Below are 23756 nucleotides of genomic sequence, written 5' to 3'. Positions count from 1 at the left end.
GCCGGCTCAGGGATGTGGCGGGCCTGCGGATGGCCGGACACCGGGTGGATGGGCCTGTTGCAGGCGCACGGGCCCTGGGCCCTGATTCCGCAGGGCGTCGTCGGGATTCAGCAGCAGGCACGCCTTCATGGACAGGCACCCGCAGCCGATGCATCCGGTGAGCTCGCGCTCGAGGTCCTCGATCGCGCGGCGGCGTTCCTCCAGCTGCTTCTTCCATTTGCGGGACACTCGTTGCCAGTCTTCGTGGCTCGGTGGGTGATCCGTGGGAAGCGTCGCGAACACGGCGGCGACATCGGTCAGGGGAATGCTCAGGCGCTTGGCGACGATGATCAGAGAGATTCTGCGGATCATGTGGCGCGGGTACAGCCGCTGGTTGCTCGCGTTCCGTTCCGTGACGATGAGCCCCTTGCGTTCGTAGAAGTACAGCGCGGAGGCGGGCACGCCAGTGCGACGCACCACTTCGCTGAGCGTGAGGCGGTCGTCAGGACTGGCGTCCATGCTGTCTCCACCGTCCGACGGCGTGCCCGTCATGACGCCGTTCCGCCACGGATACGGCGCACGCGGCCGCTGAAGACCAAGACGGCGACCCCGAGGGAAAGGACGAGGCAGAGCACTGCGACGCCGAGCTCGGTCATGTGCCAGGACCAGGTGAACGCCTCCGACTCCTCCGATGGGCCATTGATCGGCAGGCGACCGGAGCTGACCGCGGCCGCACGTCCCGGATCGCCGAGCCGGGCGGTGAGGAGCCCGATGAGAGACGCGCTGAACGCCGCGATCACGAGCGCTTCGGCCGCGCCACGAAGTGTGTTGAGGAATCCGGCCGCCATGCCGACGGCCCCGGCGGGGACGAGGCTCATGGCCTGTCCGTCGGTGATGCCGAACGACGCGCCCATGCCTGTCCCGATCATGAGCAGTGGCGCCGCCACCACGGCGACGACCTGATCGGCGCTCAGTGCCATGAGCCAGAAGTTCCCACCCGTGACGAGGGCAAGGGCGATCAGGATGAGTACGCGTGCGGAGACGCCGCGGTTGACCAACGTGACGGCGACCATCGGCATCACGAGAACGGGTGCGGTGAGCAGCAGCATCGCCAGCCCGGCGGCGGCCGGGGAAAGCCCGCCCACGGACTGAAGGTAGGTGGGCAGGAAGACCAGGGCGCCGAGGAACCCGATGGAGGTGGTCAGAGTCGCCAGGCTCCAGCCCATGAAACCGTGGTTGGCGACGAGGGACGGCGCCAGCACCGGAGACGCGCTGCGACGCTGCACCGCGCCGAAGACCACCAGCGCGACCAGCCCGGCAGCGGCGGTGACCAGGGTGACGGGATGGGTCCAGCCGAGCGCCGGGCTTTCGAGGATCACGAACATGAGCAGGGTCAAGGCGGCGACGAACAGAACACTGCCGGCCCAGTCGATCCCGCCGGTCTCGGCGGCGCGGGATTCGCGGGTCCGTGTGGCGCCGAGAGCGATGAGCAGGCCGACCATGGTGTAGACGGCGAAACTTCCGCGCCACCCGGTGGCCGCGATCAACAGCCCGGACAGGGTGGGACCGACGGCGATGCCGATCCCGGCCATGGTGCCCATCAGCGCGAACGCACGGTTACGGGCGGCGCCGTCATAACCGGCGGCGAGAATCGCGCCACCTGCCGCCATGATCCCGGCGCCTCCGGCGCCGGAGACGACGCGCGCGACGTCGGTCAGCACGATCGACGGGCTGAAGGCCGTGGCCGCGAACCCGGCGGCGAAGACGAGCGCGGCGGCGATGAACACGCGGCGTCGCCCGATCCGGTCGGCGGTAGAGCCGGCGACGAGTGTCATGGCGGCGAACGCGAGGTTGTAACCGGCCACGACCCAGTTCAGCGATGACCCGGACGCGTTCAGGTCGGCCCCGATGCTCGGCAGCGCGACAGCGGTGCCCGAGATCGACATCGCGACGAGCACGACTCCGGCGAGCACGACGGGAAGGGTGAAGGCGGAGGGACGGCCGGTCGAGGCCGCCCGGGCAGGTGCGGGAGGGACCGTGATATCCATGCGGCTCGCTTCCGAGGAACTGAGGAGGCTGGACCCACAGCCCACCACCTGAACCTGAGTTCAGGTCAAGCGCCCGCCGGCCCGGCGACCGCCGCCGCCACCGGCAGCCCGCTTGCAGCGCGCAGCGCAGGCGCGGCACCACCGGCACGGTCAGGCGGGGCCGGTCGTGGGCGTGGTCGCGGGCGACGGAAGCGGGGTGGGCTCCGGCGGCGGGCCGAGCGTGGCCGTCGCCGTCCACGCGGCGGCGTAGAGGATCACCCGGGCCGACAGGTTGATCCACAGCAGCAGCCCCACGACCACCGCGAACGTGCCGTACACCGGGTTGCGCAGAGTGCCGGACAGGATCAGCGCCGCGAGCTGCTTCAGCACCCCGAAGCCGACCGCGCCCAGCAGCGCGCCCCTGAGCACGACGAGGAACGGCTGCGACGGCTTGGCCAGCCAGCCGAGGATGACCAGGAAGAGCAGCAGGTCGGCGACGAGGCTCGCGGCGATGCCGGCGAGCCAGACCCCCAAACCGGCCAGCGGCGAGGAGCCCAGGCCGAGCCATCCGGCGACCGTGCTCGTGGCCCCGGTGGCGAATCCGCTCGCGATCACCGAGGCCAGCATGGCCAGGCCCATGAGCACGAGCGCGACGAGGTCGCGGAGCTTGCCGACGAAGTAGTTGAGCGGCGGCTCGCAGGTCATCCAGACGGTGCGCAGGGCCCCGCGCAGGGCGTCCATCGCGCCCAGCCCGGCGTACAGCAGGCCGAGCAGACCGATCAGCCCGGCCCGGCCCCGGGCCCCGGCGAGCTGGTCGATGTGGAGCTGCCCGGCGAGGCCGGGAAGCTGGCTGTTGATCGCCTCGGTGAGCGTGGCGAGCGCGTCCGGGCGGATCGTCACGACATACCCGAACAGGGCGAACGCCAGCGCGATCAGCGGGAAGAACGACAGGAAGGCGAAGTAGGTGATGGCGCCCGCCAGCCGGTCCCCCGCCTGCACCTGGTAGCGCTGCACGGTGCGGATGAGGTGGTCGAGCCAGGGGAAGCGGATCCGGTCACGCTCGATCCACATCCGGCCCCATGCCCTGACTTCGTCGACGCGCCGCGTGACCTGGTCGACCATCGCCATCCCCATCGGCATGGTGTACCCGGAGAAGGCGTCTCGATGCGCGCGGCGACCGCGGCCCGGAGCGGGGCCGCGGCCTCAGTCGCGGTTCACTCGAAGTGCGACGTGGGGAGCAGGCCGAGGCGCTCGCGGACCTGCTCCATCGTCTCGCGGGCCACCTTGCGGGCCCGGGCGGCGCCCGCGACCAGCATCCGGTCGAGCTCGGCCTCGTCGGCCAGCAGCTTCTCCGTACGCTCCCGGATCGGGGAGAACGTCTCGATGACGGCCTCGGCGACCTCCTTCTTGAAGGTGCCGTATCCCTGCCCGGCGAACCGCGTCTCCAGCTCGGGGATCGGGGTGCCGGTCAGCGCGGACAGGATCCGCAGCAGGTTGGTGACGCCCGGCTTGTTCTCCTCGTCGGCGACGACGTCGCTGCCGGTGTCGGTCACCGCGCGCATGATCTTCTTGCGCAGGACGTTCGGCTCCTCCAGCACGTCGAGGATGCCCTGCGGGCTCGACGACGACTTGGACATCTTGGCGGTCGGGTCCTGGAGGTCGGTGATCTTCTCGACCTCCTTGAGGATGTACGGGCTCGGCACCTTGAACGTCTGGCCGTAGCGGCTGTTGAAGCGCTGCGCGAGGTCGCGGCTGAGCTCCAGGTGCTGCTTCTGGTCCACCCCGACCGGCACCTGGTCGGCCTGGTAGATCAGGATGTCGGCCGCCTGGAGGATCGGGTAGGTGAACAGGCCCACGCTGGCCGAGCTCTCGCCGTACCGCGCGGACTTGTCCTTGAACTGCGTCATCCGCCCGGCCTCGCCCATGCCGGTCTGGCAGATCAGATACCAGGCGAGCTCGCTGTGCTCGCGCACATGGCTCTGCGCGAAGACCGCGGCGCGCTCCGGGTCGAGCCCCGCGCCGAACAGCTGGGCGGCGGCGATCCTGGTGCGCCGGCGCAGCTCGTCGGGCTTGGGCGCGACGGTCAGCGCGTGCAGGTCGGCGATGAAGAAGAAGGCCTCATGCGTGTCCTGCAGCGCGACGTACTGGCGGATCGCGCCGAGATAGTTGCCCAGGTGAAACGAGTCGGCGGTGGGCTGGATACCGGACAGGACGCGAGCAAGAGCCATACGGCAATTCTGTCAGGAGTCGCGGGCTGCCCGCGACAGACGCGGCCCGGGGGCGCGGGCTCGTCCCCGTCGACGGGGCGCCTTTCTCCGGGCACGGCGTGAGGCCCCGGAGTCGTCCCGCGCACGCCCGCCGCTCAGCCGGCCGCCGCGGGCGCCGCCGGCGCCGCGTCTTCGGGGGGATTGCGGGTGACGCGGACACGGGAGACGCGGCGGCCGTCCATCTCCGTCACCGTCAGCGTGACGCCCGGCGCCTCGACGACCTCGCCGCGCTGGGGCAGGTGGCCGAGGAAGGCCATGACGTATCCGCCCAGGGTCTCGTACGGCCCGCTGGGCAGCCGCACGCCCGTCTGCGCGTGGAACTCGTCCAGGTTGACCAGTCCCTCGACCTCCACGTCTCCGGCGATCACGCGTACGGCGTCGCCGCTCTCGTCGTACTCGTCGCGGATGTCGCCGACGAGCTCCTCGACCAGGTCCTCCAGCGTCACGATGCCGTCGGTGCCGCCGTACTCGTCCACCACGATGGCCAGGTGGTGGCCCTCGTCGCGCATCTCCGCGAGCGTGGCGAGGACCCGCTTGCTCGCCGGCACGAGCTTGACCGGACGGATCGGCACGACCTCGCTGATCGGCTCCAGCCGCCCGGTGCGTACGGGGTCGAGCAGGTCCCGCACGTGGACGAACCCGATGACGTCGTCATAGGTGTCGCGGTAGACGGGGAACCGGGAGTGCGGCATGGCCGCCGCGAGCACGGCGGCCTCGGCGAGCGGGGTGTCGGCCGCCATGAACTCGACCTCCGTGCGGGGCAGCATGACCTCCCTGAGCTGCCGCTTGCCCGCCGCGAACACCTCGGCGATCACGTCGCGCTCGTCCTGGGTGAGCTCACTGTGGCCCACCACCATGTCGCGCAGTTCCTCGGTGGTCATGGCCGCCCTGTCGGCGGACGGGTTGCCGCCGAGCAGCCGTACGACGCCGTTGGTCGACCTGGACAGCAGCCAGATCACCGGCCTCGACAGCGTCGCGATCCGGTCGAGCAGCGGGGCGGTCATGAGCGACAGGCTCTCCGCCCGCTGCCGGCCGAGCCGCTTGGGCGCCAGCTCGCCGAGCACCAGGGTCACGTACGAGATGGCCAGTGTGACGGCCACGAACGCGACGGGCGCGGCCACGCTCGGCCGCAGGCCCCACTGCACCAGGACCGGGGCGAACCGCGGGCCCAGCGCGTCGGCGCCGAGCGCGGCCGACAGCACGGTCGCCACGGTCACCCCGACCTGGATGGCCGACAGGAAGCGGTTGGGGTCGCGGGCGAGCTTCTGCACCCGCGCGCCGCGGCGTCCCTCGTCGCGGCTCAGGCGGCGGATCTGGCTCTCCCGCAGCGAGACCATCGCCATCTCGGCCGCGGCGAAGAAACCGCCGATCAGGATGAATATGAGGACCAGGGCGATGGTCACCGCGACGTTGCTCACGTCATCAGTCCGTTCGGGTGTCAGGCAGGCCAGGCCGGTCGTCGCAATCTCCTGTTACCCGCTGAGATTGCGGTACTGGTGGCATTTAACCCGCTCCTCATGGGAAGCGCGTAAGCTAGGCCCTGGACGTACATAATCCAACACTTTTGAACAGGAGCAAACAGTGAAGCTGCTGGTTACTGGTGGAGCCGGGTACATCGGCAGCGTCGTGGCGGCGCAACTCCTGGAGGAGGGGCACGAGGTCACGGTGCTCGACGACCTGTCGACCGGGCACGCCGACGCCGTGCCGCCCGGAGCCGCGTTCGTGCAGGCGTCGATCACCGAGGCGGGCGGCGTGCTGTCCGAAGGGTTCGACGCCGTGCTCCACTTCGCGGCCAAGTCGCTGGTGGGCGAGTCCGTGGAGAAGCCGGGGCTGTACTGGTCGCACAATCTCGGCGGCACGCTCGCGCTGCTCGACGCCATGCGGCAGGCCGGGGTGAACCGGATCGTGTTCTCCTCCACCGCCGCCACCTACGGCGAGCCGGAGCGCACGCCCATCCTGGAGACCGACCCGACCCGCCCCACCAACCCCTACGGCGCCTCCAAGCTCGCCGTGGACACCGCGCTCACCGCCTTCGCCGGGCTGTACGGCCTCGGTGCGGTCAGCCTGCGCTACTTCAACGTGGCCGGGGCGTACGGCGAGTTCCGCGAGCGGCACACGGTCGAGACCCATCTGATCCCCAACATCCTGAAGGTCGCCCTCGGCGAGCGCGAGTCGGTCAGCGTCTTCGGCACCGACTACCCCACTCCGGACGGCACGTGCATCCGCGACTACGTCCACGTCGCCGACCTCGCCCGCGCGCACCTGCTCGCCCTGGACGCCTGCACGCCCGGCGAGCACCGGATCTACAACCTCGGCAGCGGCACGGGCTTCTCGGTCAAGGAGGTCGTGGACGTCTGCCGCGAGGTGACCGGGCACCCCATCCCGATCACCGTCGCGCCGCGCCGTTCCGGCGATCCGGCCGTGCTGGTGGCGTCGTCGGAGAAGATCCAGCGCGAGCTGGGCTGGAAGCCGGCCCACGCGATGCTGCGGGACATGGTCGCCGACGCCTGGACCGCCTCCACGAAGCCGGCCTGAACCCCGATCCCCGGGTGAGCCGCCGGCCCGGCCGACGGCGCACCGCCGGTCAGGCGCGGCGCAGGGCCACCCGTACGCTGGCCTTGTTGTTGGCCGGGCGGCGGTCGCCGTAGCGGCGCGAGTAGACGGTGGCCATCGTCGCCACGGCGTGCGAGGCCCGGGACGGCACCCGGAACACGAGTTCGAGCAGCCCGCGCGACCCCGACCTGATCGGCGGCAGCGAGCACCCCACGAACTGGCGGTTCCCCCGGCAGCGCCCGCCCCTGGCGGACAGCAGCCGGGCCTCGCGCGGCTGGAAGAACACGTAGGCGTCCCGCACGACGCGCGGCCCCCGGTTGCGCACCTCCGCCCGTACGGAGAACCAGTGGCCCGGGCGGATGAACCTGGTCGAGGAGCGGAACCGCATCGCCAGGTCGGCCCCCTCGTCGACCCTGGTCACCGCCTCGGCCGTGTTGTCGGTCTCGTCCTGGTCGACCACCTCGGAGGTCAGGTCGGCCCGCGCCCGCAGCGGGCCGTGCGCGCCCGGCGCGATCACCCCTGTGATCGTCATGTCGCCCGAGCCGCCGGGCAGGACGTCGTCGGACGAATGGCAGACGACCCGGTTGCGGGCCTGGCCGGGCTCGCACTCCGCCACGCCCACGTTGACGATCTGGAAGTCCTTGGGCAGCGCGACCCGCAGCGTCGGCAGCACGGCGTCTCCCGGGCCCTTGTTGTGCACCGTGACGTGGTAGGTCAGCGGCTGCCCCGGCTGCGCCACCTTCGGCGAGGCGGTGATGCCGACCGCGAGGTCGGCCGTGCCCCATTGATGCTTCAACGGCTCTTTCACCGGCGCCGGCCGGGGCGCCTCCCCCGAGAAGGCGAGCGCCGGTTGCGGCGCTCCGGCGACGAACACACAGACCAAACCCGTGACGACCCTACGACCCACTGCCGCTCCCCCGAACGCTTGAGATCAATTCAACCGTGCCGGACGGGCCCCGCGCACCGTCCGACACGCCGCTCGGAGCGCCGCTGAGCTGGAGTCTCACGCCCGTCTCATGCGGCCACGAGGTCCTGCTGGGGTGCCGGCCTGTCGAGCCGCACGCCGCCCTGGGGATCGACACCGGGCAGCAGGGCGAGCGCGAGGAGGGCGACGACCGCGCCCACGACCCCCAGCCAGGGGATGACGGTCGCGGTCGCGGCGGCGTGGGCCGCGGGCAGGCCGTGCAGGGGCGCCTCCCGCGTCACCACCGACCCGTACGTCGTGCCCGCGACGGCCAGCGCGACCGAGCCGCCGATCTGCCGGAAGAACGTCAGGTTCGCGCTGGCCGTGCCGATGAACCGGGGCGGCACGGCCGTCTGGATCGCCACGGTGAGGCCGGACAGCATGGGCCCCATCCCGAGCCCGATCAGCGCCATCCAGGCGACGAGCAGCGGAGTCGAGGTGCCGACCTCGAGGTTCGCGCACAGCGCCGTGCCCGCGACGAGGAAGACCGGCGCGATCACCAGCCACGGCTTGTAGCGGCGCGTGCGCGAGATGAGGGCGCCGGTCACCGCGCTGCCCACGACCATCGCCAGCATCAGCGGGTAGATGTGCAGGCCCGAGGAGGTGGCGCTCAGGCCGTGCGCCTCCTGGAAGTAGCGCGGCAGGAAGACCACCCCGGCGTACATGCAGAACGCCGTGAAGAACGACGCGACGTTGACCAGCGAGTACGTGCCGTTCGCGAACAGGTGGAGCGGCACGATCGGCTCCGCGGCCCGCCGCTCGACGAGGACGAACACCACGAGCAGCACGGCCGCCGCGCCGATCGGGCCGGCGACCGGCCCGCTCGTCCAGGTATGGCCGTCGACCCCCTTCTCGGTCAGGCCGACGAGCAGTGCGCTGATCGCGGCGCTGAAAACGGCGATGCCCAGGTAGTCGGGCCGCGCCCCGCCGTGCCCCGGCCGGTGCGGGAGCCGCCACACGATGATGGCCACGAGGACGGCGCCGATCGGGACGTTCACGTAGAAGGCCCAGCGCCAGCTCGCGTGGTCGGTGAACAGGCCGCCGAGGAACGGCCCGGCGATGTAGCTCAGCGCCATGACGCCGCCGAGGGCGCCCTGCACCCGCCCGCTGCGCTCCGGCGGGAACAGGTCGATCACCAGCGCCAGCGACAGCGGCAGCAGCGCGCCCGCGCCGAGTCCCTGCAGGCCGCGGAAGGCGATGAGCTGCCCCATGCTCTGCGCCGCCCCGGACAGGATCGAGCCGAGCAGGAAAAGGACCACCCCGACCAGCAGGAGCGGCTTTCGCCCGTACGCGTCGGAGAGCCGGCCGTACAGCGGGACCGTGACGGTCGAGGTGAGGAGGTAGGCGGTCACCACCCAGGTGTAGAGGCCGGCGCCGCCCAGCTCGGTGGTGATCCTCGGCAGCGCGGTCCCGACGATCGTCTGGTCGAGCATCGCCAGGAACATGCCGCCGAGCACGGCGAACAGGAGGAGTCCGTTTCTGGATCGCATGTGTCGAAGGTGACATGTAAGAGCTGACATGTCAATCCGGAGGTATAGTGAGGGGCATGTCCCTGCGCATCGCTCTTCTCGGTCTGCTGACGGCCTACGGCTCGGCGAGCGGCTACGACCTGACCAAGAAGTTCGAGAGGTCGGTGGCCCACGTCTGGCAGGCGGGGCACAGCCAGATCTATCCCGAGCTGGCGAAGATGACCGCCGACGGGCTGGTGACGGTGGAGGCGGAGGGCGCGCGCGGGCGCAAGATCTACTCGATCACCCCGGAGGGCCGCGCGGAGCTGCGCGCCTGGCTGGTCGGGCACGACCCCACGGGTCCGGCGCGCAGCGAGGTCGCGCTGCAGGCGTTCCTGCTCCCGCTGCTCGACCCCGGCGAAGCGCTGGACGTGCTGGAGCGGCTGAAGGCGTACATGGAACAGAAGCAGGCCGAGCTGGAGGCCCTCTGGGCGGCCAAACACGCCTCCCCCGTCCCGGAGGGGACCTCCGGGGTCAAGTTCGGCAATCTCGCCCTGGACCTCGGCATCCGGCAGACCCGCACCACGCTGGAGTGGGCGAACGACGCCATGGCCCAGCTCGAACGCCAGGCCTGACCCCCGGCCCGGGGACGGGCGGCAGGGCCTACCGGCAGGCGAGCTTGGGCGGCGCGTCCTGTTCGGGATCGAAGTCGACGTTGCCGAAGTGCTTGCGCAGCAGGTCACGCATCGTGCCGTCGCCGTACATGCGGCCGATCGCGTCCTCCACGGCCCGGCAGGTGCGCACGTCCTTCCTGGGCAGGCCGACGGCGTAGCGCTGGTCGGTCAGCCGCAGGCCGAGCACCGACAGCTTCAGGCTCGCCACCCGGTTGGCGAAGCCGGCGATGATGAGGTCGTCCCCCGGTACGGCGTCGACCTCGCCTCGCGTCAGCAGCTTCATGCACTCGGCGTAGTCGCTCACCGGGACCTGCTCGACGTCCGCCTTTCCCGCGACGAGCCGGGCGGTGGTGCTGCCGGCGGGCGCGCACATCCGGCGTCCGGCCAGGTCCTCCAGCTTCTTGATCCGCGAACCGGCGAGCACCAGCAGGTCGGCGTGGGCCCTGTAGTACGGCCCGGCGAAGGTGACCGCGTCGTCACGGTTGTCGTCGTAGGAGTAGGTCGCGACGACCATGTCCACCGTGCGGTCGGTCAGCGCGCGGACCCGGTCGTTGACGCCGACCCTGCGGAAGGTGATCCCGCTCGCGGGGACCGCGAGGCTCCGGGCGATGGACGTCGCGACGTCCACGTCGAACCCGCTGAACCCGCTCGCCTGCTCCAGGCCGACCCCGGGCACGTCCCACCGCACACCGATCGTCAGCCGCTTGGTCCGCCGCGCCTTCTCGTACACCGAGGCGTACGTCGGGCTCGGCCGCGGCGAGAGCACGGCGTGGCCGGTGCCGCCGTCCTGGGGCGCGCCGCCGAACGCGAAGCCGGTCTTGGCGGCGATGACCGCGCCCCCGGCGGCCGCGAGGGCCAGCACGGCGGCGAGCCCACCGACGAGGCCCCTGCGGCGGCGCCGCGCCCGGCCGATCCCGGCCGACACGGTCCCGTCCGGGCCGATCCCAGCGGGCTCCATCCCATGCGGCCCCGTCCCATCCGGCGCCGGCTCCGCCAGGCCGGGCCGTGCGGCGCCGTAACCGCCGTGGTCCGCACCCTCGCGCGGGACGCCACCGGACGCGCCACCGGACCTTGGGTCGGTGGGGCCGGAGGACCGCAGGAGCGCGGGGGACGCCCCGGTCGGCACGTCGTTCCAGGCGTGGCCACCTACCCCGGTCCGCGCGCCGCCCGTCGGCGGGGAGCCCGCGCCCGTCGCCGCGGTGCGGCCAGGACCCATGGCGCCAGTCGGACTGCCAGCCGGACCCATGGTGCGTCCCGGACCGATCGGGCGGCCCGGGCCGGTGCGCGCGAGGCGCGTGGCGTCGGGGTCGGCCGCGTGCGCGGCCCCCTCGGACAGCACGACCGCCGACGCGTCGCCCGACACCGCGCGGCCCAGCAGGCGCAGCAGGATCTGGTCGGCCGTCGGCCGCTCGTCGGGCGACTTGCGCAGGCACGCCCGGACCACCCCGCCGAGCGGCTCAGGCAGCATCCCGGTGTCGATGTCGTGGTTGAGGATGCGGTTGAGCACGACCGCGATCGACTTCCCGCCGAACACGACGTCACCGGTCGCGGCGTACGCGATTGTGGAGGCCCAGGAGAACACGTCGGCCGGGGGCCCGACCTTGCCGCCGGAGATCTGCTCGGGCGCCATGTAGGCGGGCGTGCCGATCGCCCGGCTGGTGATCGTGGCGGTCGAGTCGAGGATGCGGGCGATGCCGAAGTCCACCACCCGGGGGCCGTCCACGGCCAGCAGCACGTTGTCGGGCTTGAAGTCGCGGTGGACGATGCCCGCCTGGTGGATCGCGGTGAGCGCGGTGGCGGTGCCGACCGCGAGCCGCTCCAGGCCCGAGCCGGTCAGCGGCCCGTCCGCCTCGACGGCGTCGCGCAGCGACCGGCCGTCGATGAACTCGCTCGCGATGTACGGCGTGTCGCCCTGCAGGTCGGCCGCGAGGACCCGCGCGGTGCAGAAGCTCGCCACGCGCTGGGCGGCGCGCAACTCCCGCGCGAAGCGGGACCTGGCGGTCGCGTCGCCGGAGAACTTGACGTGCAGCAGCTTGACCGCGGCCCGCTCGCCGGCCTGGTCCTGGCCGAAGTAGACCACGCCCTGCCCGCCCTCGCCGAGACGGCCGGACAGCACGAAGGGACCGAGCCTGGTCGGATCCCCCGGTTGCAACGGCGCGATCTGCGGCATCCCGTTCCCCACGATTCGGCAAAGTACCGGCCAGCAAGAACTTTACGGCCCCGGCGCGACGGTTCCGCGGCCCGATACCGCGCCGTGACGTCAGGAAACCGTGACAAAGCGGCGAGCGGTTCGTATCCGCGGGTAACGGGAAAGGGGCCGCCCGGAATTTCTCCGCGGCGGCCGGGTCAGGGGCCCGGGTGGGCGCAGACGTCCCGGTAGGGCACGCCCGGCAGATAGCGCGTCCACTCCTGTTCCGTGAGCGTCCGCCCCGCTCGCACGCACACCGCCTCCGCCACCCGCTCCGGGCCGATCGGCAGTTCGAAGATCTCGCCGCTGTAGTCCGCGACGTACAGCCGGGAACCGTCAGGGGCGAACGCCATGCTGCCCTCCAGGAACTCCGTGTCCTCGTACAGCGCGATCGCGCCGCCCAGGCGCCGTCGCGTCCGCACATCCCAGAACTCGACGGTTCCCGGTCCGGCGTCGGTGGCGAGGACGTCACCTCCCGGAGAGAAGGCCATGGAGGAGATGTCCTCCGCGCCGCCGCGGAGCACCGGCGGAAGGAGAGTCGGCCCATGTCCCGACGTCTGCCACAGGGCGATCCGCCCCGCGGCGCCGCCCACGGCGAGCAGCGCGCCCACCGGGCTCACCGCGACGACGTCGAGGCTGGAGTCGTGAGACGAGGTGCTGAACGACGAGCCGATCTGCCTGCCGGAGCGCGAGTCGATGAGGCGTCCCGCGCCGGCGACGAGCGTCCTGCCGTCGGGGCCGAAGGCGAGGGAGCCCGTGTACAACTCCTGGTGCGCCTCGATGCGCAGGGTGCTGATCACCCGCCCGGTCCGGGCGTCCCAGAGATGAAGGGACGGCGTGGTCGCCTCGCTGACACCCGTGAAGGACGCCGCGAAGATCTTGCCATCAGGAGTGAAGGCGGCGCCGTCCACGTTCTCGTCCGCGGGCATCCGGAAACGCCACAGCGGCCTGCGGGTGGCAAGGTCCCATGCCTGCAGCGCGTACGTCTCGCTGCCCACGTCGACTTGAGTGATCATGGTCCGGCCCGCCCGGTCGAACACGGCCGGAACGCCCGAATCGCCGGTGCCCGGAAGCGATCCGGCGAAGCGGCGTCGCCGCACGTCCCAGATCCGGATGGGGCCCTCCTTGCCCTGCACGGACATCCATCGGCCGTCGGGGCTCAGCCCCGTCGTGGAGATCCGGCCGGGCACGCGGACGGCGGCCACGCCCGGCCGGAAATCCAGCGTGATCACGGAATCGTCCAGCAGGTAGCGAAGAGCCCGCCCGTCCGGGCCGCCCCCGACGGCGGAGACCTCGCCACCCGCCTTGTATGTGAAGACCTCCTGCTGGTCGGAGACCCGCCAGACCCGGATCGTGCGGTCGCCGAACCCGACCAGGAGCCGACCGTCGCCGCTGAACCGCAACGTCCCGCTCGACGTCCCGCTGTTCTCCGGCCACGACCACGTCTCGTACTCATCCCGGAGAGGGAGCCGCTTGCCCGTGCTCGTCGAGACGAGGGCGATCTCTCTCCCTGCACACGCCAGGATCCTGCCGTCCGGGCTGAACGCGACCGCCCTCACGGTGCGGGGACAGGCCTTCCGAAATCTCGGATCCGGGGCGCCGCCGGGGATCCGCCGCACGTCGATCCGGTCGTACTGATCGTTCGTGACGGCGACGAGCCGTCCCGTGCGGGACACGGCGGGCTGCGGGAAGCCCCGCCACTCGCCGTGTCCTGTACGGCCGTAGGTCGTGCCGCTCGCGTAGTCCCAGACGAAGGCGTTGCTGTCCTCCGCGAGAGCGAGCTTCGACTCGTCATCGCCGAAACCGACGTCCCCGCCCATCCTCATGCCGGGTGCGTCGAGCCGCCCCAGCAACCTGCCTGAGTCGAGCGCCCACACCCTGACCCGTTCCGCGGTCACCACGGCGGCGAACCGGCCGCTCCGGCTGAGGGCCGCCCTCTCCAGGAACTCATCTTTCATCTCCGGCGTCGCGATGCGCCGGATCAACCGCTGTCGCGACACGTCGTAGAGCCGGATCTCGTCCGGGGAGACGCTGAGCAGCCGCGCGCCGTCGGCGCTCAACGCTCTCACCGGTTGTTCTCCCGTCGCCGGCTCACGGAAGACGGCGGTCTCCGGCCGGTAGAGCGAGGACATCAGGCTGGAGCGGGCCTCGGCTCCGCCGTCGAGCCGCCAGGCGGCGACACTGAGCAGCATGGCAGTGGTGGGATCGGTGGTGCCCAGGGTCCCGGCGAGGAGCGCCATCTCACGGCCCTGCGCCCGGTCGCGCTGCGCGGCGATCTGGTTGCCCTGATAGGCGGCCAGGCCGCCGCCCGCGAGCGCGAGTACGAGCAGCACGGCCAGCGTCAGCGTGAGCATCCGGCGGCGGCGAGCCCTGCGCCGGGTCAACGCGACGGAGGCGTCGAGGACCTCTCGTTCGAGAGCGTTGAGCGTGAGCCGACGCCGCCCGGTGGCGGCCCACCCCACCGCCGAATCCAACCGGCTGCCCTGGAGCAGATCGCCGTCGCGCCACCCATGTCCGGCCCACTGCCGCGCCTGCTCACGGATCCCCGCGTGTACGGCCAGGCCGTCCCACTCGTCGGCCACCCAGGAGCGCAACCTCGGCCAGGCCCGCAACAGCGCCGGACGAGCCAGGACGACCTCCCCGTCCCGCCGCGACAGCATGTAGGTGAACGCCCGTAGCACGTGCTCCGCGTCCGGCGGCAGTTCGTCCTCGGGAACCTTGCGGGTGGTCGGCTCCCCATCGGGGCCGATCGCCACCAGACGCAGGAACACCTCCGGCACCAGGTCGCGCTCGGCGACACCGAGCGCGCCGTAGGCCTCCTCGGCCAGCGTTCCCAGGGCAGGATCACGCTCATCCGCGTGCAACGCTCCTGCCGCCCGGCTGCCCCGCGCCAGCAACAGCGCCGTGTCCACCGCGCTGCCCCCGCTGATCAACGCCATCAGCAGTTCGCGGGCGGACGGCCGTTCAGCGGGCTCCTTGGCCAGCGCCGCCCCCACCAACGTACGCAGCGACCCCGGCAACGTGGACAGATCCGGGTCGACCGACAGCACCCGGTGCATCACCCCGCCCAGGCTCTCGGCCTTGAACGGATCCTCCCCCGTGGCGGCGAACAACACGATCCCGCCCCAGGCGAACACGTCGGCGGGCGGGCCCGCCCGCTGCCCGGTGAACACCTCCGGCGCCATGTACGTCGGCGTTCCCCGAACCAGACCCGTACTCGTCAGCGACATCTCCAACGTCCGCGCGACCCCGAAATCGATCACTCGCGGACCGTCCGGACCCAGCAACACGTTGTCCGGCTTGAGATCCCGGTGGATCACCCCCGCCTCGTGGATCGCGGTCAACGCGGTGGCGATGGCCGTGGCCAGCCGGTGCAGGTCGTCTCCGGAGAAGACCCGCCCGTCCTGCACCGCCCGGCGCAGGCTCGGGCCCGCCACGTACTCGCTGACGATGTACGGCTTCGGCCCGTCCAGCCGCGCCTCGATCACTCGCGCGGTGCAGAACGACGACACCCGCCGGGCCGCCGCGGCCTCCCGCCCGAACCGCTCCCTCAGCTCCGGATCCGCCGCGGCATCGCCGTGCAGCACCTTCACCGCCACCCGGGTGCCCTGTCCGTCATAGGCCTCGTACACCACTCCCTGGCCGCCCGCGCCCAGCCGCCCGGCCAGCCAGAACTCCCCCAACCGCTCCGGATCCTCCGGCAGCAGGCCTCCACCCGTCCCCGTCACCCTCCATTGGACGCCGACCCCCAGGGACAGGTTCGGCGCAGGCGCTTCACAGGCCCTGCGTAGAGGTGGCGGTGAACGGGACGAGGCCGTATCCGACACAAACGGCAACAAAGGGCGGATGGGTCAAAATCTCCGGGACCTCGGCCCAACTCGACGACACGGGTGGCCTGGCCCGACTGGAGTCGTACGTCCTCACGAAGGACGCGGACAACTCGAATATCGGCTACCTCCGGGTGGGGCACAGGTTCGTCAAGACCCCCTACCGGCAGACTCCGGTCGCGAAAGGCGGCCGATGGGCCGCCTCTACGATCTGCAGGGTCGGCGAACCCGCGTCTATCGCGGGGTCGGCCGTCTCGACGGGCACATCACCTCCCTTTTCTCGCCCTCTGGCCGGTGGTTCGTCAGTGTCGGCGAAGGTGACGAGGGCAAGGCACCGCTCCAGATCGTCGACACCGCGACCGGGCAAATCGTCCACCGGTTACGGGGCAGCTTCCAAGGCTGGTACGACGAAGACCACATCATCACGGAAAGCTGGAACATCGGGCACCGGAAAGGGCGGGTAGCCCGGACAGCAGCAGGGCCGCCCGGAGGACGGCCCTGCTGTTGCATTCGACGAAGAGACGGTCAGGACGCCATCTTCTTCTTGAGGTTCTCGTCGAGCGCCGCGAGGAAGTCCTGCGTGGTCAGCCACTCGGCGTCGCCGCCGACCAGGAGCGCGAGGTCCTTGGTCATCTGGCCGCCCTCGACGGTCTCGACGCAGACCTGCTCCAGCTTCTCGGCGAAGTCGATGACCTCGGGCTGGTTGTCGAGCTTGCCGCGGTGCTGCAGGCCGCGGGTCCACGCGAAGATCGAGGCGATCGGGTTGGTGGAGGTCGGCTTGCCCTGCTGGTGCTGGCGGTAGTGCCGGGTCACCGTGCCGTGCGCCGCCTCGGCCTCGACGGTGCGGCCGTCGGGGGTCATGAGCACGCTGGTCATGAGGCCGAGCGAGCCGAAGCCCTGCGCCACCGTGTCCGACTGGACGTCGCCGTCGTAGTTCTTGCAGGCCCAGACGTACCCGCCCTCCCACTTCAGGGAGGCGGCCACCATGTCGTCGATCAGGCGGTGCTCGTAGGTGATCCCGGCGGCCTCGAAGTCGGCCTTGAACTCGGTCTCGTAGACCTCGGCGAAGATGTCCTTGAACCGGCCGTCGTACGCCTTGAGGATCGTGTTCTTGGTCGACAGGTAGACCGGGTAGCCGCGGTTGAGGCCGTACCGCATGGAGGCGCGGGCGAAGTCGCGGATCGACTCGTCCAGGTTGTACATCGCCAGGGCGACGCCGGAGCCGGGGAAGTCGAAGACGTTGAGCTCGATCGGCTCGCTGCCGTCCTTGGGCGTGAACGTCAGCGTCAGCGTGCCCTCGCCGGGAATCTTCAGGTCGGTGGCGCGGTACTGGTCGCCGAAGGCGTGACGGCCGACGACGATCGGCTTGGTCCAGCCGGGCACGAGCCGCGGGATGTTCGACATAATGATCGGCTCGCGGAAGATGACACCGCCGAGGATGTTGCGGATCGTCCCGTTGGGGGACTTCCACATCTTCTTCAGGCCGAACTCCTCGACGCGGGCCTCGTCCGGCGTGATCGTCGCGCACTTCACGCCCACGCCGTACTGCTTGATGGCGTTGGCGGCGTCGATCGTGACCTGGTCGTCGGTGGCGTCGCGGTGCTCAATGCCGAGGTCGTAGTACTTCAGGTCGACGTCGAGGTAGGGAAGGATCAGCTGGTCCTTGATGAACTGCCAGATGATCCGGGTCATCTCGTCGCCGTCGAGCTCGACGACCGGGCCCGCTACCTTGATCTTGGGCATGCGTGGGGTTCCCCTTCTGAACTAACTGGCCAGCACGTCCTTTTTGAGGCTCACTGGCCGTTGAGGCTATCGGACGGGTGTGGTAAGTCCGCGACGAGGTCGTGTCCCTACGAGTCGTGCAGCCGCAGCAGCATGAGCAACGAGCCGATGACGAGCGCCGCACCGAACGCCGCCAGCGTGAGCGCGTCCATCCGTCTGCTGCGCACCGCGAGCGCGCCCGCCCGCCGTTCCGAGACCGTCACCCGGGCCAGGGATCCGGCGAGGAAGCCGCACCCCATGATCGCACCGCCCGCGGGCACCGGCACACCCAGGCCGATCGCGCACAGCCCGGCGGCCGCACCCGCCGCCACCAGCAGGTACGGCCCCCAGGCCGTGCTCTCGCTCGTTCTCACTTTTCTCCCATGCCTGCCACTGCGGTTCTCGGCGCGTTCCTCACTGTCACCGCTCGTCGATCGGCACCCACTTCTGGTCGCGCTCGCCGATGTACTCGCTGTCCGGCCGGATCAGCCGGTTGTCGGCGTGCTGCTCGATCACGTGGGCGGTCCATCCGGACATCCGGCTGACCGAGAACACGGGCGTGAACAGGTCCGTGGGGATGCCGAGGTAGTGGTAGACGGTCGCCGCGTAGAAGTCCACGTTCGGGTACAGGTGCTTGTCCGCGAAGACGACCTCCTCCATCTCCCGCGACATCCGGTAGTAGGTGTCGTCGCCCGAGGCCTCGGCCAGCTCCTGCGACATCCGCCGCAGGTGGGTCGCCCGGGGGTCCTCGGTCTTGTAGACGCGGTGCCCGAATCCCATGATCTTCTCGCCCGCCGCCAGCTTGTCCCGTACGGCCTGCGCGACGCCGCGCGGGTCCAGCGCTTCCAGCGTACGCATGACCTGCTCGTTCGCCCCACCGTGGAGGGGGCCCTTGAGCGTGCCGATGGCGGCGACGATCGCCGAGTGCATGTCGGACAGCGTCGCGGCGCACACGCGGGCGGCGAAGGTGGAGGCGTTCATCGTGTGGTCGGCGTGCAGCACCAGGCAGGTGTCGAAGATCTCGACCTCGCGCGGCTCGGGGCGGCGGCCGGTGATCTGCAGCAGGAAGTTCGCGGCGGTGCTCAGCTCGGGATCGGGCTCCGGGATGTCCGCTCCCGTCCTGGCCGCGTGGTAGCGGGCGACGAGGATGGGCTGCTGGGCCGTGAGCCTGGCGGCCTTGCGGCGGTTGGCGTCGGCGGCGTTGGAATCCTTGTCCGGGTCGTCGGCCCCCGCCAACGAGACCAGGGTGCGCAGCGCCTCCATGGGCGCCTGCCTTCCGGCGATCTCGGAGACGTTGCTCTCGACGAGCGCGCCCAGGGTGCGGCCCTCGGCCAGTTCCGCGCCGTAGTCCGCGAGCTGTCGGCGGGTTGGCAGCGTGCCGCGCTGGAGCAGGTGGGCCACCTCTTCGAAGGTGGCGTGGCCGGCCAGGTCGTGGATGTCGTATCCCCGATAGAAGAGACGGCCGGCCTTCCCGTCGATGTCGCTCAGCGCTGTGGACGCGGCGACGACATCGGCGAGGCCTTTGGTGGGCTTGTCCGCCATATGGGTTTCCTCCGCTTATCTCCGCCCGAAGTCTACCCGTGAGCAGGTAAACCGCCCCTCAAAGGTCCAGACCAATTCCAGGATTGATTCTGCTCCTGGCAAAGGCGATTCCCCCTCGCCACGGGTGGGTAAGCCGCAGCTATAGGGAAAGTAACGGCGGGCTACCTGGGGAGGAACTGCCGTGGAGGGGCCGTTCATACGGATCGAGGACAGCGGCGAGGTGGTGCCGCTGCGCCCCGACGTCACCACGATCGGCCGGGGCCGAGGCGTGGACGTCCGGCTGACGGATCCGAGCGTGTCACGGCTGCACGCCGAATTCGTCCGTCGCGGGCCCTACCTGTACGTCGTGGACCTGGGCCTGTCCCGCAACGGCACACGGGTGAACGGCAGGCCGATCGCCAGGAGGGTGCTGGACGACGGCGACGTCGTCTCCTTCGGGGCCGCCCGGGCCCGGGTCGGCGGGATCCCGCGGGAGGACCTCGCCCCCGAGGTCGAGTTGCGCCGCGCCGCCGCGCCGGAGCTCACCAGGCGGGAGGTCGACGTCCTCACCTCGCTGTGCCGTCCCGCGCTGTCCGACGAGGCGTTCGTGGCGCCCGCGACGGCCCGGGAGATCGCCGACGACCTCGTGGTGACCGAGGCGGCGGTCAAGCAGCATCTGCTGCGGCTTTACCAGAAATTCCGCATCCCGGAGGGCACCAACCGGCGCACCCGGCTCGCCAACGAGGTCGTCGCCCTCGGCCTGGTGCGGCCCACGCCGGTCGTGCCGCCGCAGCGGGCGACCGGACCGGCCGAGCCCGAACCGCAGCCGCAGCCACGCACCAGCGCGGGCCGCCGGGCGTCCTGACCCAGCGGCACACCCGCCGCCGGGGGCGGAAGCCGTCCCACCCCCGGCGGCCAGTGGAGCGTTCCGAACGGCCCATGGCCGGCGTACGGCTGCGGGCCCGCCCTCGTGCGCCCGGCTGTGTGGGCTCTCGTCCTTTCGTGCCGAACAAAATCCGCGAAGGCCCCGTCGAAAGAGATGACAACCGATCTCCATAGGGGGCACCGATGCGTAAGGTTCTGGTTTCTCTGGCGGCGGCCGCGGCGGTGACGGTCGTCGGGGCGGGTCAGGCGATGGCGGCGGCTCCGGCCACGCTCCCCAAGGGCTTCCTGCTGGACGAGGCCAAGGTGGACGGCCCGCACAGGCCGTGGGAGCACATGAAGCTCACCGACAGCCTGCGCAAGCCCCTTGAGGTGAACCCCTGCGACCGCAGGACCGCCCGCGACGGCCGCAGCGCGAGCCGTACGTTCACCTACGTGGCCGAGACCGTCTACCGGAGCGAGCAGGTCGTGCTCTACCCGTCGGAGCAGGCGGCGAAGGCGGCGATGAAGTCCGTACGCGCCGACCTGGCCGCGTGCGGCACGGGAGGCCGGGGCCCGAACCGTCACGTGTACAGGTGGAAGAGCGCCGATGCCGGTGACGAGGCCCTCCGGATCGGCGGCTTCTTCTTCGAGAACAGCTCCCGCTCCGTCATCGTCCGCAAGGGGAGCGCGGTGGCGGTCTACGTCAGGACCGGCCTGGTGACCAAGAGCCTTCCGGTCTCCCAGTTCCGCCCGCTGATCAAGGACGCCCGGACGATGGCCGCCAAGCTCTGCGACCTCCCCGGCGTCTGCGCGTAGGCCGGGAAGGCCGAGAGGCCGGGGAAGCCGGCGTTCACCCGCCGCTGACGAACTCCGTGGTGTAGGTGGCGCCGAGGTCGATCGTGTCCTTCCTGCCCTTCACGTTGGGCGAGAAGGAGCCGAGGACCTCCAGCACGTTCCTGGCGCCGTCGGCGGGCATGACCCCGTCCTTCGTGAAGATGGTCTTGGTGTCGCCGATGGCCTTGACGTACAGCTTCGGGTCGTCCCCGGCGTACTCGGCGGGCATCTTCGCCGCGATCTCCTCGGCCGAGTGCTCGTTGATGAACCGCAGCGTCTTGACGAAGGCGCCGGCCAGCTTCCGTACGACGGGCTTGTTCGCCTTGACCCAGGCGCAGTCCATGTAGAGCGAGCTGGCCGGGTAGAGGCCGCCCAGGGCGGCCTTCGTCCCCTCCTCCGTCCGCATGTCGACGATCACCTTGGCCTTGCCCGTGGTGGTCAGCCGGGCCGCCGTGGGGTCGGTGGTCATGCCGCCGTCGATGCCGCCGTTGTCCAGGGCGGAGATGAAGGTGGGGCCGGCTCCGGCCTTCACCCGGGTGAAGTCCTCGACCCGAACCCCGTTCCGTACGGCCAGGGCCTGGGTCAGGAAGTCCGTCGAGGAGCCCGGGCTGGTGATGCCCAGGCGCCTGCCCTTGAAGTCGGCGGGCGAGGTGATCTCACCGGCCTTGCCCGCGGCCACCAGTTCGACCTCGCCGGGCACATCGGCGAACTGGACCACGCTCTGGATGCACTTGCCCTTGGTCTGCAGGTCGATGGTGTGGTCGTAGAACCCGACGACGCCCTGCACGTCGCCCGCCACGAGCACGTTCTCGGCCTGGGCGCCGGACGGTTCCGACAGCAGTTGGACGTCGAGTCCCTCGGCCTTGAAGTATCCGAGCTGCTCGGTGAGCTTGGCGGGCAGATAGATGACCTTGTCGATGCCGCCGACCATGATCTTCACGGTCGGCGTTCCGCCCGGCTGCCCCGCGCCGGCGCGCGAGTCGCGGCAGCCGGTGAGACAGAGCGCCAGTGCGAGGCCGGTGGCGGTGACGGTGACGAGGCGGGGCAACGCGTTCATGGGGGGCTCCGATCAGATCTGCGCGTCGGCGGCGGCGGAGGACGACGGGGGGCGCCAGGCGAGCAGCCGGCGTTCGAGGAGGGTGAGCAGCCACTCGGCGAGCAGGGCGACGACCGTGATGATGATCATCCCGGCGTAGATGCCCGCGGCGTCGAACGTGCCCTGGGCGTGGTTGATCAGCAGGCCGAGGCCCTTGTCCGCGCCGGTGTACTCGCCGACGATCGCTCCGATCAGCGCGAAGCCGAAGGCGACGTGCAGGCTCGCGAGGATCCACGACGTGGCGCTCGGCAGCACGATCGAGGTGAGGATCTGCCGGGGCTTCGCGCCGAGGATGCGGGCGTTGTCGACCAGCGTCCTGTCCACCTCGCGGGCGCCCTGGAAGGCGTTGAAGAACACCGCGAAGAACACCAGCACGACGGCCGTGGCGACCTTGGACGACATGCCCAGGCCGAACCAGATCACGAACAGCGAGGCGAGGACGATGCGCGGGATCGCGTTCGCGGCCTTGATGAACGGGGCGCACACCTCGGCGATGAACCGGCCCCGGCCGAGGAGCACGCCCAGCACGATCCCGGCGAGCGATCCGGCCGCGAATCCGAGGACGGCCTCCTCCAGCGTGACCCCGATCTGCTCCCAGATCGAACCGAACGCCGTTCCCTTGGTGAACCAGTCGACGAGCCGGCCCCAGATCGCGCTGGGCCGGGAGTAGTAGAACGGGTCGAGCCAGCCGGCCGTGGCGGCCTCCCAGCTGCCCAGCCACAGCACCACGAGCAGGACCCGGGTGACCGTGATCTTCGGCGCCGGGAACCGGCGGCGGCGGGCGGGGGCGGACGCCTGCGCGTCCTCGACCGGGGGCGGGGCGGCGGCCACGGTCTCAGGCGGCACGGCGGGCTCCTCTCGCCCGGGTGATCTCGACCTCTTCGCGCAGCGAGTCCCAGACCCGCCGGTAGACGCCGAGGAAGGCGTCCTCCAGCCGGATCTCCTCCACCCGGCGCGGCCGGGCGAGGTCGACGCGGACGACGTCCTTGACCGTCGCGGGCGCCGCCGTCATGACGACCACGGTGTCGGCGAGGGCGATGGCCTCGGTCAGGTCGTGGGTGACGAAGACGACCGCCGCGCCGGTGCCGGACCACAGTTCGAGCAGCAGGTCCTGCATGTGCTCCCGGGTCTGCACGTCGAGCGCGCCGAACGGCTCGTCCATCAGCAGGATCGACGGCTCGTTGATCAGCGTCTGGGCGAGCGCGACCCGCTTGCGCATGCCCCCGGAGAGCTGGTGCGGGTAGTACCGCTCGAAGCCCGCGAGCCCGACCCGCGCGACCCAGTCCGCGGCCTGCTCACGCGCGGCCCGCTTGGGCGCGCCCCGGTACCGCGGGCCCGCGGCGACGTTGTCGAGGACCGTACGCCACGGGAGCACGGCGTCCTGCTGGAACATGTACCCGAGCCGGTCGGGTATGCCGGTCACCGGGCGACCGTGGACCAGGACCTCGCCCTCGCCGGCCTGGGCCAGCCCGGAGATCATCGACAGGCTGGTGGACTTGCCGCATCCCGTCGGCCCGACCACGCTGACGAACTCCCCTTGGCGTACGGTGAAGGACATGTCGCGGGTCGCGGTGTGGGCCGCGCCGTCGCGAGAACGGAAACGTTTCGTCACACCCCGCAACTCGATCGCGGGTGGTGATTCGGCCACGAGTTCACCCCTTCAGGAAAACCGTTGTGCGAAAGCTCTCCGGGACCGTAGGCCGGGGTGAAGAGGCCGACCAGGCTTGTGCCACTTGTTCGGGTAATGCGCATA

19 protein-coding genes are annotated in these 23756 nt (G+C 71.0%); 4 read left to right on the top strand and 15 right to left on the bottom strand.

Features of this window, described 5'->3' with window-relative positions; all coding sequences use genetic code 11:
• Positions 1-6: 6 nt before the first annotated feature.
• The 5 genes from soxR to Msi02_RS21895 all read right to left on the bottom strand — a co-directional run bounded on the left by soxR (position 7) and on the right by Msi02_RS21895 (position 5691).
• Positions 7-498 (bottom strand): redox-sensitive transcriptional activator SoxR, encoded by a 492-nt coding sequence (gene soxR / locus Msi02_RS21915; protein ID WP_204050015.1) that lies wholly within the window; start codon positions 496-498, stop codon positions 7-9.
• A gap of 29 nt (positions 499-527) precedes the next feature.
• A complete protein-coding gene (locus Msi02_RS21910) occupies positions 528-2027 on the bottom strand; it encodes an MFS transporter (protein WP_204050014.1) in 1500 nt (499 codons plus the stop codon).
• Positions 2028-2177: 150 nt separating this feature from the next.
• Positions 2178-3140 (bottom strand): YihY/virulence factor BrkB family protein, encoded by a 963-nt coding sequence (locus tag Msi02_RS21905; protein WP_239108593.1) that lies wholly within the window; start codon positions 3138-3140, stop codon positions 2178-2180.
• An 80-nt stretch (positions 3141-3220) separates the two neighbouring features.
• A complete protein-coding gene (trpS, locus tag Msi02_RS21900; protein ID WP_204050013.1) occupies positions 3221-4234 on the bottom strand; it encodes a tryptophan--tRNA ligase in 1014 nt (337 codons plus the stop codon).
• 134 nt (positions 4235-4368) lie between these two features.
• Positions 4369-5691 (bottom strand): hemolysin family protein, encoded by a 1323-nt coding sequence (locus Msi02_RS21895; protein WP_204050012.1) that lies wholly within the window; start codon positions 5689-5691, stop codon positions 4369-4371.
• 163 nt (positions 5692-5854) lie between these two features.
• Here Msi02_RS21895 and galE point away from each other — a divergent pair, with 163 nt between their 5' ends.
• Positions 5855-6808, top strand: coding sequence for a UDP-glucose 4-epimerase GalE (galE, locus tag Msi02_RS21890; RefSeq protein ID WP_204050011.1), 954 nt, complete (start codon positions 5855-5857; stop codon positions 6806-6808).
• Positions 6809-6857: 49 nt separating this feature from the next.
• On the opposite strand, the gene Msi02_RS21885 is transcribed toward galE, so the two are convergent.
• On the bottom strand, positions 6858-7622 hold the full coding sequence (locus Msi02_RS21885; RefSeq protein WP_204050010.1) for a CARDB domain-containing protein: 765 nt from the start codon (positions 7620-7622) through the stop codon (positions 6858-6860).
• Positions 7623-7840: 218 nt separating this feature from the next.
• Positions 7841-9280: an MDR family MFS transporter gene (locus Msi02_RS21880; RefSeq protein ID WP_239108592.1), complete on the bottom strand. Its 1440-nt coding sequence runs from the start codon at positions 9278-9280 to the stop codon at positions 7841-7843.
• A gap of 56 nt (positions 9281-9336) precedes the next feature.
• Between Msi02_RS21880 and Msi02_RS21875 the strand changes: the two genes are divergently transcribed.
• On the top strand, positions 9337-9873 hold the full coding sequence (locus Msi02_RS21875; protein WP_079315995.1) for a PadR family transcriptional regulator: 537 nt from the start codon (positions 9337-9339) through the stop codon (positions 9871-9873).
• Positions 9874-9901: 28 nt separating this feature from the next.
• On the opposite strand, the gene Msi02_RS21870 is transcribed toward Msi02_RS21875, so the two are convergent.
• The 5 genes from Msi02_RS21870 to Msi02_RS21850 form a co-directional block, all read right to left on the bottom strand.
• Positions 9902-12094: a serine/threonine-protein kinase gene (locus tag Msi02_RS21870; protein ID WP_204050008.1), complete on the bottom strand. Its 2193-nt coding sequence runs from the start codon at positions 12092-12094 to the stop codon at positions 9902-9904.
• Positions 12095-12258: 164 nt separating this feature from the next.
• Positions 12259-15828, bottom strand: coding sequence for a serine/threonine-protein kinase (locus Msi02_RS21865; RefSeq protein WP_204050007.1), 3570 nt, complete (start codon positions 15826-15828; stop codon positions 12259-12261).
• A gap of 624 nt (positions 15829-16452) precedes the next feature.
• The gene (locus Msi02_RS21860; RefSeq protein WP_204050006.1) at positions 16453-17670 is read right to left on the bottom strand and encodes an NADP-dependent isocitrate dehydrogenase; all 1218 of its coding nucleotides are present in this window, start codon (positions 17668-17670) and stop codon (positions 16453-16455) included.
• A 107-nt stretch (positions 17671-17777) separates the two neighbouring features.
• Positions 17778-18062 (bottom strand): DUF3017 domain-containing protein, encoded by a 285-nt coding sequence (locus tag Msi02_RS21855; protein ID WP_204050005.1) that lies wholly within the window; start codon positions 18060-18062, stop codon positions 17778-17780.
• Between the two features lie 46 nt (positions 18063-18108).
• Positions 18109-19230, bottom strand: a complete 1122-nt coding sequence (locus tag Msi02_RS21850; protein ID WP_204050004.1) for a citrate/2-methylcitrate synthase — start codon at positions 19228-19230, stop codon at positions 18109-18111.
• A 181-nt stretch (positions 19231-19411) separates the two neighbouring features.
• On the opposite strand from Msi02_RS21850, the gene Msi02_RS21845 reads away from it, so the two are divergent.
• Together Msi02_RS21845 and Msi02_RS21840 are read left to right on the top strand one after the other, a co-directional pair.
• Positions 19412-20074: an FHA domain-containing protein gene (locus Msi02_RS21845; protein WP_079315999.1), complete on the top strand. Its 663-nt coding sequence runs from the start codon at positions 19412-19414 to the stop codon at positions 20072-20074.
• Positions 20075-20277: 203 nt separating this feature from the next.
• Complete coding sequence (locus Msi02_RS21840) at positions 20278-20889, top strand: hypothetical protein (protein WP_204050003.1); 612 nt, start codon at positions 20278-20280, stop codon at positions 20887-20889.
• Positions 20890-20923: 34 nt separating this feature from the next.
• Here the strand turns inward: Msi02_RS21840 and Msi02_RS21835 are convergent, their stop codons facing one another.
• Genes Msi02_RS21835 through Msi02_RS21825 form a run of 3 tightly spaced genes read right to left on the bottom strand, consistent with a single transcriptional unit; the run spans position 20924 to position 23615 of the window.
• The gene (locus Msi02_RS21835; RefSeq protein WP_079316001.1) at positions 20924-21964 is read right to left on the bottom strand and encodes an ABC transporter substrate-binding protein; all 1041 of its coding nucleotides are present in this window, start codon (positions 21962-21964) and stop codon (positions 20924-20926) included.
• Positions 21965-21976: 12 nt separating this feature from the next.
• Positions 21977-22849, bottom strand: a complete 873-nt coding sequence (locus Msi02_RS21830) for an ABC transporter permease (RefSeq protein ID WP_079316002.1) — start codon at positions 22847-22849, stop codon at positions 21977-21979.
• A complete protein-coding gene (locus tag Msi02_RS21825; RefSeq protein WP_239108591.1) occupies positions 22839-23615 on the bottom strand; it encodes an ABC transporter ATP-binding protein in 777 nt (258 codons plus the stop codon). The genes Msi02_RS21830 and Msi02_RS21825 overlap by 11 nt, the downstream gene beginning before the upstream one ends.
• Positions 23616-23756: the final 141 nt, after the last annotated feature.

The organism is Microbispora siamensis, assembly GCF_016863095.1.
GTDB classification, from domain to species: domain Bacteria; phylum Actinomycetota; class Actinomycetes; order Streptosporangiales; family Streptosporangiaceae; genus Microbispora; species Microbispora siamensis.
This window is presented reverse-complemented; position numbering and strand designations above follow the sequence as displayed.

Bases quoted from the DNA above. Each gene is read 5' to 3' on its own strand.
- Msi02_RS21860 (WP_204050006.1), bottom strand. From the start codon at position 17,670: ATGCCCAAGATCAAGGTAGCGGGCCCGGTCGTCGAGCTCGACGGCGAC.
- trpS (WP_204050013.1), bottom strand. From the start codon at position 4,234: ATGGCTCTTGCTCGCGTCCTGTCCGGTATCCAGCCCACCGCCGACTCG.
- soxR (WP_204050015.1), bottom strand. From the start codon at position 498: ATGGACGCCAGTCCTGACGACCGCCTCACGCTCAGCGAAGTGGTGCGT.
- Msi02_RS21840 (WP_204050003.1), top strand. From the start codon at position 20,278: ATGCGTAAGGTTCTGGTTTCTCTGGCGGCGGCCGCGGCGGTGACGGTC.
- Msi02_RS21910 (WP_204050014.1), bottom strand. From the start codon at position 2,027: ATGGATATCACGGTCCCTCCCGCACCTGCCCGGGCGGCCTCGACCGGC.
- Msi02_RS21835 (WP_079316001.1), bottom strand. From the start codon at position 21,964: ATGAACGCGTTGCCCCGCCTCGTCACCGTCACCGCCACCGGCCTCGCA.
- Msi02_RS21905 (WP_239108593.1), bottom strand. From the start codon at position 3,140: ATGGGGATGGCGATGGTCGACCAGGTCACGCGGCGCGTCGACGAAGTC.
- Msi02_RS21875 (WP_079315995.1), top strand. From the start codon at position 9,337: ATGTCCCTGCGCATCGCTCTTCTCGGTCTGCTGACGGCCTACGGCTCG.
- Msi02_RS21850 (WP_204050004.1), bottom strand. From the start codon at position 19,230: ATGGCGGACAAGCCCACCAAAGGCCTCGCCGATGTCGTCGCCGCGTCC.
- Msi02_RS21880 (WP_239108592.1), bottom strand. From the start codon at position 9,280: ATGCGATCCAGAAACGGACTCCTCCTGTTCGCCGTGCTCGGCGGCATG.